Source organism: Granulicatella seriolae (genome assembly GCF_024543085.1).
In the GTDB taxonomy this organism is placed as follows: domain Bacteria; phylum Bacillota; class Bacilli; order Lactobacillales; family Aerococcaceae; genus Granulicatella; species Granulicatella seriolae.
On the sequence record NZ_JANHNZ010000001.1, the window covers coordinates 199,303 to 211,941 of the forward strand.

At 38.2% G+C, this 12,639-nt stretch carries 10 protein-coding genes; 2 read left to right on the plus strand and 8 right to left on the minus strand.

Translation table 11 applies throughout. The features are described 5' to 3' along the window. Positions 1-104: 104 nt before the first annotated feature. On the plus strand, positions 105-2,558 hold the full coding sequence (locus NPA36_RS00880; protein ID WP_256944230.1) for a CoA-disulfide reductase: 2,454 nt from the start codon (positions 105-107) through the stop codon (positions 2,556-2,558). A gap of 208 nt (positions 2,559-2,766) precedes the next feature. Here NPA36_RS00880 and NPA36_RS00885 read toward each other — a convergent pair whose 3' ends face one another. From NPA36_RS00885 to sufC, 7 genes are all read right to left on the minus strand, one after another. Continuing rightward, a complete protein-coding gene (locus NPA36_RS00885) occupies positions 2,767-3,816 on the minus strand; it encodes a baeRF8 domain-containing protein (protein WP_256944231.1) in 1,050 nt (349 codons plus the stop codon). A gap of 359 nt (positions 3,817-4,175) precedes the next feature. Further along, entirely contained in the window at positions 4,176-4,544 is a 369-nt protein-coding gene (locus NPA36_RS00890) for a hypothetical protein (RefSeq protein ID WP_256944232.1), read from the minus strand. A 630-nt stretch (positions 4,545-5,174) separates the two neighbouring features. Further along, positions 5,175-6,569: a Fe-S cluster assembly protein SufB gene (sufB, locus tag NPA36_RS00895; protein ID WP_256944233.1), complete on the minus strand. Its 1,395-nt coding sequence runs from the start codon at positions 6,567-6,569 to the stop codon at positions 5,175-5,177. Then, positions 6,570-7,016 (minus strand): Fe-S cluster assembly sulfur transfer protein SufU, encoded by a 447-nt coding sequence (sufU, locus tag NPA36_RS00900; RefSeq protein ID WP_256944234.1) that lies wholly within the window; start codon positions 7,014-7,016, stop codon positions 6,570-6,572. Further along, positions 7,003-8,235, minus strand: a complete 1,233-nt coding sequence (locus NPA36_RS00905; RefSeq protein WP_256944235.1) for an aminotransferase class V-fold PLP-dependent enzyme — start codon at positions 8,233-8,235, stop codon at positions 7,003-7,005. Before NPA36_RS00905 ends, sufU begins: the two co-directional genes overlap by 14 nt. Next, a complete protein-coding gene (gene sufD / locus NPA36_RS00910; RefSeq protein ID WP_256944236.1) occupies positions 8,232-9,521 on the minus strand; it encodes a Fe-S cluster assembly protein SufD in 1,290 nt (429 codons plus the stop codon). Before sufD ends, NPA36_RS00905 begins: the two co-directional genes overlap by 4 nt. A 12-nt stretch (positions 9,522-9,533) precedes the next feature. Then, entirely contained in the window at positions 9,534-10,304 is a 771-nt protein-coding gene (gene sufC, locus NPA36_RS00915) for a Fe-S cluster assembly ATPase SufC (protein ID WP_256944237.1), read from the minus strand. Positions 10,305-10,588: 284 nt separating this feature from the next. Here sufC and NPA36_RS00920 point away from each other — a divergent pair, with 284 nt between their 5' ends. Further along, positions 10,589-11,326, plus strand: coding sequence for a gamma-glutamyl-gamma-aminobutyrate hydrolase family protein (locus NPA36_RS00920; protein ID WP_256944238.1), 738 nt, complete (start codon positions 10,589-10,591; stop codon positions 11,324-11,326). Positions 11,327-12,284: 958 nt separating this feature from the next. Here the strand turns inward: NPA36_RS00920 and NPA36_RS00925 are convergent. Next, a complete protein-coding gene (locus NPA36_RS00925) occupies positions 12,285-12,638 on the minus strand; it encodes a glycine cleavage system protein H (RefSeq protein ID WP_256944239.1) in 354 nt (117 codons plus the stop codon). Between the last annotated feature and the right edge of the window lies 1 nt (position 12,639).

A 12,639-nucleotide genomic window follows, 5' to 3' on the forward strand; every position in this document is an offset into this window, starting at 1 on the left:
TGCTAAATACTAAGGTTGACAAATATACCCTTTAAGGGTATATTTTATCTTATGTATGATGCTAAAAATAGTCGTCATTAACTATAGAATAGGAGCTATAAAATATGTCTAAAAAAATTATAATTATTGGCGGTGTTGCTGGTGGTGCAACTGCTGCGACTAGACTCAGAAGATTAAACGAAAAAGACGAAATTATCCTTTTTGAAAAAGGAGAATATATATCATTTGCTAATTGTGGTCTGCCTTATCACATAGGAGGCACTATCAAAAATCGTGAAGATCTTTTATTGCAAACTGTAGAAGGTATGAGTGAACAATATAATTTAGATATTCGAAATTTTTCTGAAGTTACAGCGATTGACCCTCAGAAAAAAACTGTTTCTGTTTTAAATCACCATACAAAAGAAACCTATGTAGAAACATTTGACAAACTAATTATTTCAACAGGTGCCAAAGCAATTGTTCCTCCAATCGAAGGACTTGACCAGGCAAAAAACGTCTTTAGTTTACGAAATATTCCTGACATGGATCACATCAAAACCTACATTGAAAATGAAAAGGTAAAGAGTGCAACGATTGTCGGTGGAGGTTTCATCGGATTAGAAATGATGGAAAACCTGGTTGATTTAGGGATTCAAGTAAATCTTGTAGAAATGTCTGCTCAAGTTATGCCAAATATTGATTTTGAGTTAGCTCAGATTCTGCACGCACAAATAAACCTTCATGGCGTCAATTTGATTCTAAACGATGGGTTAAAAGCTTTCTCAAAACAAGGAAATGAACTAATACTAAGCAGTGGGAAAACATTAACAACAGATTTAACGATTCTTTCTATTGGAGTTAACCCTGAAAGTTCTTTAGCAAAAGAATCAGGTATAGATCTCGGTCTTCGTGGTGCTATCAAAGTGAGCAAGAAATTAGAAACGAACTACCCTTTTATTTATGCAATAGGAGATGTTATTGAAGTAACTGATTTTGTTAATCAACAACAGACAATAATACCTTTAGCTTGGCCAGCAAATCGACAAGGAAGACTTGTAGCAGACATCATTAATGGGCTTGATGTAGCGTACCCTGGAACCCAAGGCACTTCTGTCGCCAAAGTATTCGAGCTAACAGCTGCTTCTACTGGAAACTCTGAGAAGACACTGCAAAGATTAGGCATTGATTACAAAGGAATTCATATCCATCCAAACTCACATGCCAGCTATTATCCAGATGCCAGCCCAATTGCTCTAAAACTACTGTTTGCTCCTGATGGGAAAATATTAGGTGCTCAAGCAGTTGGAACGGAGGGGGTCGAAAAGCGAATCGACGTTATCTCGACGGCTATGAAATTTGGTGCAACAGCAGATCAATTAGCTTCTATTGAATTGGCTTACGCTCCCCCATATTCTAGTGCAAAAGATCCAGTTAATATGTTGGGCTACACTGCTGATAATATTTTGAATCAAAAGGTAGAAACATTCGACTGGCAGGAAATACCTGATCTTCTAGAAAAAAACGCATATCTACTAGACGTAAGAGAAGAATTTGAATTAGCAACTGGTGAGCTACCCACAAGTCATGCAATCCCTTTAACGAAACTTCGTTCTAGACTAGATGAGCTCCCTAAAAATCAAATAATTTACGTCTATTGTCAAGTAGGTCTACGTGGGTACAATGCCGCAAGAATTTTAATGCAATATGGCTATTCTGTTAAGAATCTGGACGGTGGTTTTAAAACATACAAACAAGCAACTTATCGCCTAAGTGCACCAACTAGTAACATCGTAAACAATCAAAAAAGTGATGTTACATCAGCCGAATCAAGTAAACTTATCTCTATTGATGCTTGTGGCCTACAATGTCCTGGCCCTATTTTAAAAGTAAAAGAAACCATCGATAAAATGAATGACGGAGAGACACTAGAGATCCAAGCTAGTGATTTTGGATTCATCACAGATATTGAAGCATGGTGTAAAAACACTGGAAATACCCTTGTTGACAATCAATTGAAAGGTTCTAAAGTAGTTGCTAAAATTACCAAAGGAATAGCAACAAATAGTGAAATAACACCTCATTCGCTTCCCACTGAGGGAGTACTTCATGAAACTAAAAATGGTGCGACGATGGTTGTTTTTAGTGGTGACTTAGATAAGGCACTTGCTTCAATGATTATTGCTAGTGGTGCGGCAGCTATGGGAAAAGAAGTTACAATTTTCTTCACTTTCTGGGGTTTAAGTATTTTGAAAAAACAAAAAATAAAGAAACGTGGGATTGCAAAAATGTTTGATATTATGCTCCCAAGCAGAGCTTCAAGTTTACCTATTTCTAAAATGAATATGTTGGGTATGGGCTCTAAAATGATGCAAAGTGTAATGAAACAAAAAAATGTTGATTCCCTTGAAGTAATGATTGAAAAAGCAAATAACCTAGGTGTTAAATTTGTTGCTTGTACAATGAGCATGGACATCATGGGCATTGATTGTTCTGAATTATTCGATTTTGTAGAGTATGGTGGTGTCGCAACTTATCTTGGTGATAGTGAACACTCAAACTTAAATTTGTTTATTTAAAAAGAAGCTGATGCATTTGGGAATGCAACTACTTTTTGCCACAATAAAAAAACATCTAATTGGGTCATCTTTTTCTGGTAATTGACTGGTATAAGATGACCCAATTTTCAAAGTATATAGCAAAAAACCATCCTTAACTAATCCAAAGTCAAGGATGGTTTTTTGGCTCAGAAACTCAGTCTATAATCATACATCTCCTCAAAACTTTTTAATAGAGAATCGCATTAATAGCTGGTTCATCGGTATCACTTCTTAATACAATCGGTTTTATATTAGATTTCAAGCAGTGAATCATTAATTGATTATGCTCTACTGAATAGCCATCATTCTTCTCTAGGAAAATAACTTTTTTGACTAAGCCATTCGTTACATTCTCTTGGACAGCTTCCATATCGTGGACTAACTTTCCTTCTCGACTAGCATTTTCTATTTCTTGGCGTACTTTTCCTATCTTACGGTCGTATTCTTTTTCAAAAATTGCTTCCACACTGGTTTGCAATTCTTTCTTATTTGCTTTAGATAGTGGGAATGCTAGCACATCATAAACATAGGATTTATTATTGGATTCGTCTAAAAATTTAGTAACAACTTCTTGAACACCGCATAATACAATTTTGGTGTCGTCTTTTGTTGATAAATCAACTAATTTTTCATTTAAATATCTATAGTAGGTCTTTTGCTCTTTAGCTTCTTCCTCTTCTTTTGTACGGTGACCATGATATTGTCCGTCTAAACCGCCATAGTTACCTACATTTAAATTTGAATTATTATCAAAGTCTTCAAAGTAATCTGAAAGGTTATAAGCAAAATCTTGCAAGCTTAAAGGTTCATAATCCTGAATAGACCAACTAAAGAAACGATCTTTTCCAATCTCTATTAAGTACTTTGGTCGTTCAGAAGTTTCTTCCATAGTCAGCAAATCTTTTAGTAAAAACTGGTTTCCTACATAAACATATGGAGAAATGTCATGCGAGACTTCAATCTTTTCATTAGTATCTGCATCTACAAATAATAGAACGCCATGTCCAGATCCTCTAAAGAAGTTGACATCTTGCTCATGTTCTTTTAGTTTCGCTAATAGTTTCTCCCATTCTCTCTTAGGAAAACGGCTCAATAACTTCTCTTGAAGCTCTTTTAATAAATTACTATACACAATTCGACTGGCCTCAACATCCATAATAGTGCTAGCTGTTGAAAAAGCCAAGGTTATCTTAGGCATTGTTTCCGATGTACTCTGATTTAACAAGTTCTCATTCATAATTTTCCTCCTTATTGTCAAAGCGCCATAGCAAGTGTCTAGAATCCCCATCACAGTGTCTGTTACTAATTTAATGATAACATATTGGCATGCATCCTTGAAATATTATGGGTTGGGATGGATAGTAATAGTTGAAGACGCTCACATAGGAATGTTGGTATAGCAGTACAAAATGACTTTTGCTTTGAACGTCTTTGAGTATTATTCAATGAAACAAGCAATAGAAAATAAGGAGTGATAATATCCCCAATCGATATAATCACTCCTCATTCTTCTCTAACAGTGAGCTAATTCGCCCTTCTAACATTTTACATCTGAATAAACTGTTCAATCTATAATCGGACTTTTCAAATAACTATTCATCTTGTTTTAACTCTCATATCATATACATTTTTAGCTTTAACAAGATCATAATTTGTATATTCCCTAATCCGTTTAATCACTTTCACTTCATCCATACCATCAACAATCATAGCCGCTACTTCTTTTTCTTCCTCATCAGTCATCTCTCTAGTTTGATGTTCTTCTTTAATTTCATTAAAAAGAATTAAATAAACAAAATAACCTACAAGCGCAGCAACTAAAATTCCCACGCCCCTACCAAACCAAATATTTACAGGGAATTTATTAACAACTCCTTGAGCAAATTCTCCTGCTCGCATAGAAAATTGCAATAATAACCAAGCTTTTACAGTAATTACAATATTTCGATTTCTAGTGATTTTCATTGTATCTCTCCAGTCTTTTCATCAAATTTATTTTGTCGTCTATAACCAGCAGCGTTATCAGTTACAATATCATTTGCATCACTAATACGACTCAGACTGCATTACCATAAATGCTTTTCCTTGTTTAGAGATATGCACCCTTCAATACTGCACAGCCCATTCATACCTGAAAATAGCATACAATGAATTTTTCATACATCTTCCTTTGAATGTACCATGATTAGCGAAAGGTAAAGATTTAAATAATTAGTTCTCACCATCTGATACTCTCTATTCAATAATTCTTCAAATTCTCTAATATTACATTTGTTACTTAATACAGATGAGTTTAGATAGGTATGCTCATTATTAAAAGTATCATAATAGTAGCCTTTATACAAATCAATTTTATTCTTTTATCGTTTCTTCGTTTTTTTGGTTTAATATTGCTTCACTTCTTCAACATCCTGTTTTTAGGCTCCCAACCTTCAATAATATTCGTATTCAAAGCATACCAAACACCCATAAATTCTTTTTGAGTGTCAAATTGAATTATGTATACAGCAAGAAATACGACAAAAGTATTATAGAAAATAAAAATAACCCTTTACAAACATTGATTTATCAACGTTTGTAAAGGATTTTTAAACATCAACCTACACTCCCCTCCATCTCATAAGCAATCAACCGATTCAACTCAACAGCATACTCCATCGGTAGCTCTTTGGTAAATGGTTCGACAAAGCCCATTACAATCATTTCAGTCGCTTCTGATTCACTAATCCCTCTGCTCATTAGATAAAAGAGTTGTTCTTCTGATATTTTTGAGACTTTGGCTTCGTGTTCTAGGGCTACTTTTCCGTTATGGATTTCGTTGAAAGGGATGGTATCTGATTTGGATTTATCATCCATTATGATGGTGTCACACTCGATATGTGAGATGGAATAGTCTGATTTTTTACTGAAGGTCACTTGTCCTCTATAGTTGACTTCTCCGCCATCTTTGGCGATGGACTTGGACACGATGGAACTGGAGGTGTGTGGCGCATTGTGGATCATCTTTGCTCCGGTATCTTGATTTTGTCCTTCTCCGGCAAAGGCAATGGACAGCATGGTTCCTTTGGCATATGGACCTTCTAAATATACAGATGGGTATTTCATAGTCGTCTTAGCTCCTAGGTTTCCGTCAATCCACTCTACGGTACCGTGGGCAGCCGCTCGTGCACGTTTGGTGACTAGGTTATAGACGTTATCCGACCAGTTTTGAATGGTGGTATAGCGGCAGTAGCCCCCTTCTTCGACGAATATCTCTACGATAGCTGCATGCAGACTATTGGTCGAATAGGTCGGCGCTGTACATCCCTCTACATAATGAACACTAGCTCCCTCATCCACGATAATCAAAGTCCGTTCAAATTGCCCCATATTTTGGTCGTTGATTCTAAAATAGGTTTGTAATGGGACATCACAACGAACTCCTTTAGGCACATAGATAAAGGTGCCTCCTGACCAAACAGCTGAGTTTAAGGCAGCCAACTTGTTATCTGTTGGTGGAACAAGTTTTGAGAAATATTTTTTAAAGAGTTCTGGGTACTCTTTGAGTGCCGAATCGGTATCGGTAAAGACGATACCTAATTTGTCAAACTCTTCTTTCATATTATGATAGACCACTTCTGACTCAAATTGAGCAGAAGCCCCTGCTAGGTAGGCACGTTCTGCTTCTGGTATACCGATACGCTCAAAGGTTTCCTTAATCTTATCTGGCACATCATCCCATGAACGGGCCGGCTTATCACTAGCACGTTTGAAATAGGTTAAAGCATCAAAATCAATGTCAGACAAATCTGGCCCCCATGTTTGCATAGGCATCTTTTCAAATGCAGCTAGGGACTTCAAACGGAAGTCTAACATCCATTCTGGTTCGTCTTTAACACGTGAGATTTCACGCACAACGGCTTCACTAAGCCCTTTTTCAGTTTCAAATACGGGTGTGACATCTTCGTGAAATCCATATTTGTAGTCTTCTAATTCTGGTACTCCACTCATCTACTCACTCCTTTTCGTGTTTTCTTTGCTTTTTTCTAAAGCTTTCCAAGCTAAGGTAGCGCATTTTATTCTGGCTGGAAATTTTGCAACTCCTGCTAGTAAGGCAGCATCCCCTAGTGGTTCGGTATCAACTTCTTGTCCTTGCACCATTTTGGAGAAGTCTTGGGATAGTGTCATGGCTTCTTGCATGGTTTTGCCGATAATCACTTCTGACATCATGCTGGCACTTGCCATACTGATGCTACACCCGTGTCCGTCAAATTTTACTGTCTTAATCTTTTGGTCATTGTCTAAAACGACTTGTAGTTGGATGACGTCGCCACAGGTTGGGTTGTTCATTTCTATGATTTGGCTGCTTGATTCTGCTAGCAGTCCTTTGTTGCGTGGGTGCTGAGAGTGGTCCAGTATGACTTGTCGATAGAGGTTTTCTAATCTAGATAGTGCCATTGTGGAAGAACTCCTTTACTTTTTCTATGGTTGCCAGCAGGAAATCCGCTTCTTCTAACGTGTTGTAGATATAGAAAGATACTCTTGCGGTTGCCGACACGTCTAGCCATCTCATCAGTGGTTGGGCACAGTGATGCCCTGCTCGAATAGCAATCCCTTCCATATCCATAGCTGTCGCTATATCATGCGGATGAATCCCATCGATAGTGAATGAGATTACGGCACTATGGTTTTTGGTTTCAGCCGGCCCATAAATATGAACACCCGGTATAGCTGTTAACTTAGGTAAAAGGTAATCAACTATTTCTTGTTCATGAGCTTGGATAGTTTCCATGCCGATTGCTTGCAAATAATCAATTGCCTTGCCTAATCCAATGGCACCAGCAATATTAGGGGTACCTGCTTCAAATTTCCAAGGCAATTCTTTCCAAGTACTGCTTTGTTCATAAACAAAATCAATCATTTCCCCACCTGTTTCTTGAGGTTCCATGACTTCTAATAACTTTTCTTTTCCATAGAGTACGCCAATACCTGTTGGCCCTAACATCTTGTGGCCACTAAAGGCATAAAAATCGCAATCTAAGTCGCAAACATCAATTGGCATATGAGGAGCAGCTTGTGCACCATCAACAACCATGTAGCCACCGGTTTCATGCATCCACTGACCCAACTGCTTGATGGGATTGGTGACCCCTAAGACGTTTGAAATATGTGTAATCGCCATGATCTTTGTTTTTTCTGACATCATATTTTTGATGGCCGGCATATCTAGACTTCCATCAGCCAATAAAGGCATATATACAAGCTGTGCCCCTGTTTTGCGAACCACTTCTTGCCACGGTACTAGGTTAGAGTGGTGCTCCATCGGTGAGATGAAAATCTGGTCGCCTGCTTGTAGGATATTTTGTGCAAACCCCTTGGCTACCCAATTGAGGCCTGTCGTAGTTCCTCTAGTAAAGAGAACTTCCTTGGTCGACTTGGCCTTGATAAAGTTTCTGACCTTGTCTCTAGCCTCTTCATAGGCTTCTGTAGCTTCTTGCGCTAAAGTATGAACCCCACGGTGGATATTGGCATTGTGTTGGAAATAATAATCTTCTAAAGCTTGAATGACTTGTTTCGGTTTTTGTGTTGTAGCTGCATTATCCAGATAAACTAAGGGCTCATCATTTACTGAGCGTTTTAAGATTGGGAAATCATCACGAATCGCTTTAGCAATCATGTGCTTTTCACCAACTTATGTTCAATCATTTGAACCAATTCTTCTTGGATAGATTTAATAGGAATGGCGGTAATAACTGCACCTAAGAAGCCTCGAATAACTAAGCGTTTGGCTTCTGCTTGACTAATGCCTCGGCTGGTTAGATAGAATAATTGTTCCTCATCCACTTGGCCAACACTAGCTGCGTGGCCAGCCGTTACTTCGTTTTCATCAATTAAAAGAATTGGATTGGCATCTCCACGTGCGGAGTCAGACAGCATGAGGACACGACTTTCTTGTTGTGCATCAGCATTTTTAGCACCCTTTAAAATGTGTCCGATACCGTTAAAGGTCAGTGTTGAGCGATCCATAATTACCCCGTGTTGTAGGATGTGCCCAACTGAGTTTCTACCAGTATTGGTCACGCGAGTATCAATTCCTTGAACTTGATTGCCACTTGAGATAGCTACAATAGCTACTTTGGATTGTGACCCATTTCCGATTAATTCTGAATCAAAATCTGCTACTAGATTGCCATCATTCATAATACCCATAGCCCAATCAATGCTGGCATCTTTTTCAAGATAGCCACGTCGGTTCATGTAAGTATCGGTATTTTTTCCGAGTGTGTCCACAGCTGAATAATGGATTTTTGCTCCCTCTTTGGCAATAACTTCCACCATGATATTAGCGGTATTTTCTTTTTGTCCAACCGTTTCAAATCGTTCAACATAGGTAAAGGAGCTATTTACATCTGCTACGATAAGCACGTGTTTTACAAAGGCTTCATCAATCCTAGCATTTTGTACAAAATGTGCTTCTATCGGCCCTTTGACCACAACATTTTTTGGAATATAAATGAAAATTCCTGAATTAAGCATGGCAGCATGATAAGCGGTTAAAGCATCTTCCTCCATATGGACAGCCTTAGTCATGAAATGGTCTTTCACCAAGTCCGGATAGTCTTGTAAGGCACTGAAAAAATCAGTCACGATAACTCCTTGATCAATCAGTTCTTGAGCCATTTCTTCCCAATAGGTTACGGCACCAATCTGAACGATTTTTGCACCACCTTCTTGGGAAGAGTCAATATCATGTTCCAAATCTGTGGTTAGCGAATCGCCTTCTCCGATAGCAAAACTTTTAAGATTCCAGCGATTGAACTTAACTCGTTCAATCAGTGGTAATGGTAAGGCTTCCGCCAGATTCAAGGCAGCTATGCGATTTTCAAGAAACCAATTTGGCTCTTCTTTGATAGATGAAAAAAGTTGGATAGCTTCTTTCTTGTTTAACCCTTCATTGCTCACAACTGTTTCCTCCTATTCGTTAATCTCTAACTTGATGCCCAATTCCTCACTGATACCTTTGTAACCTTCTGCTTCTAGACGTTTTGCTAAGCTAGCATCTCCAGTTTTGACGATTCGTCCGTCCATCATTACATGAACAATATCTGGTGTAATGTAGTTTAATAGTCGTTGATAGTGGGTGATGATTAAAGAACCGAATTTATCACCACGCATAGCATTGACACCTTTAGAAACGACTTTTAGGGCATCAATATCTAGACCTGAGTCAATCTCATCAAGGATAGCAAATGTTGGTTCGATCATCATCAATTGCAGAATTTCATTCTGTTTTTTCTCGCCACCAGAAAAACCTTCATTTAGGTAACGCTCCGCCATTTCTTCAGGCATATCTAAGAGCTCCATCTTTTCATCTAACTTTTTAATGAATTCTCTGACAGACATTTTATGGTCATCGTCTCTACGGGCGTTGATGGCTGACCGTATGAATTCTGCATTGGTCACACCAGCAATTTCACTTGGGTATTGCATGGCCAAAAATAAGCCAGCTCTAGCTCGCTCGTCAACTTCCATTTCCAAGACATTCTCACCGTCTAATAGGATTTCTCCTTGGGTTACTTCATAGCTTGGGTGCCCCATAATGGCAGCGGATAGGGTTGATTTTCCTGTTCCGTTTGGTCCCATAACGGCATGAATTTCCCCTGTATTTATGACTAAGTCGACCCCTTTTAGAATCTCTTTATCTTCTATAGAAACGTGTAGATTTTTTACTTCCAATCTAGACATAATCTCACTCCTTTTTGCATTTTCATCTGGCCCTCATAAGCTTTTTTGCTTAGCCGATTCATCTTCCATTTTAGCTTACTTAGGGCTCTTTCGCAATGAATGGACTCTTTCAAGCTGATAGTCCTTTCTTCAAAATGACTGTCTTTTGAAAAAATGTCCTTTTTTCTTTAATTTTCATTCACAATGATGTATTATAGAGAATAACATTTTAGAGGACCGTGACCAGTTGATTTCACAAGAATTTCTAGTTATGACTCCCCTACTGAGTACAAAGGAGGATCTGTATGTTTCCAATTATTGGGATTGCTGGTAACCATCGCTTTAACGAGCTGGATACTGAAAATCTAATTTTGACCTATACACCAGATGGATTTGTTAAAGGTCTACAAAAATCAAACTCTATTCCTGTTGTCATCCCAGTTAGCGAACCTGAACTGGCGCATCACTATATTAGTCGTGTAGACGGCTTACTTTTAGCAGGCGGGCAAGATGTATCACCACTCCTTTTTGGAGAAGAACCCAACCTTAAACTAGGCAGAACCTATCCTTTAAGAGATGTTTTTGAGTTGGCTCTTATTGAAGAGGCTTATAAACAAAAGAAACCCATTTTGGCTATTTGTCGTGGGTTACAAATTTTAAATATTGCCTTTGGGGGAACCCTTTTTCAAGATATTGAAAGTCAGTACGAAAAAAATACAGTACTCCATACCCAAAAGACCATGCCAAGTTACCCTACACATAGCATTCAGATTGCTAACGGTAGTGAATTGTCCAAGATTCTAGGAACTCAAGCATCGGTAAACTCCTACCACCACCAAGCAGTTAGAACTCTTTCCCCTAAATTTACGCCTGTTGCTTGGAGCAGTGATGGAATTATTGAAGCCTTTGAGTCTCACGAGGACGGTCAAAGTATGCTAGCCGTACAATGGCACCCAGAAACCATGATCAATCAATCTGAAAAGATGCAAGGAATCTTTTCAAACTTTATTGACCGAGTTTGTCACTCTTTGGAGAAAAAATAATGTTTTACCATTCAGGTTTCCTAGTATATTAGTTAGAAATCAAGGCAATAACACTGTCCAGATTCTTACTCTCATAACTTACCTGTCCGCATGACTGTAAGGAACTAGGCATAAAGTCTGTCAAGTATAAAATCAAGTTCTAAATCATAAAAGAGTTTCCGAGAAAAGTACCAGAAATCGAAACGGTGGCACCACCGTGAGCCAAGGTCTCACCGGCTTAGCTGTCTACGTGGCTGTAAATCGGCTGAAGCCGAAACATCCACTGTGTGTCAGCTATGCTTTACACCGTTATTTCTGGTACTTTTCTCGGAAACTCTTTTATCTTATAATAATACGGACTTTTTTGCCCAATTCCATTGTAAGTAAAACTTTCTAATCTAAAGGATATAAAAGTTAGGACATTCAGAATAAATATGGTTCTACTTGGTAACCAATCGCTTTTCCAATTCCATCTACATTCTTTCTAATATATCGGATATTATAAGAACAAAAAATACTCCTGAAATCCTCGCTTACATAGGATTTTAGGAGTATCTATTTATACTAGCTACTAAACGTGTTGAATAAATAACTATTAGCACTAACTAAAAAATTAGTTTGCTAGGCACAAAGAGTCTCCAGATTGTCTCTCGTAATGGAGCTAGGCAAAAGGTCCCTGCAGCTATTTAAACAAAAGAGTTTTGCGAAAATCTTATCAGAAATAACGGTGTAAAGCATAGTTGGCGTACAGTGGATGTCTCGGCTTCAGCCGATTACAGCCACGTAGACAGCTAAGCCAGTGAGACCTTGGCTCACGGCGGTGCCACCGTTCTCATTTCTGATAAGATTTTCGCAAAACTCTTTTGTGATTTAAATATAAACATTACTCATTATGGGCTTTTTTGCCTGCCCTTTTACTTCCGACCGATAACCTTGGGACTCGATTTCGTTCAAAAAACTAACTTTAATCTTTCATTATTTAATCAACAAAAGGAAAGTCTTGCTCAGACAAAGCCAAATATTCCTCTTCATTGACAGCACTCACCTTAACAACCCAATTGCTATCAGCAAATTCTCTGTTAAGCAAGTCCGGATTGTCTTCAATATCTTTATGCCATTCAACTACTTGTGCATTTAAAGGAGGTAGTAAATCAGTGACAGCTTTTGCAGCCTCAACACTAAGAAACGGTTCTGATCTATCCAACACATCATCGGCCGAAATTTCAACAAAAGAAACTGTTCCTAAGTCATCTTGCCCCTTTGGTGATAGACCAATTCTGTAAACATCATCCGTTCTCTCAACCCAAAAGCCATTTTCACTGTATCTTATCATC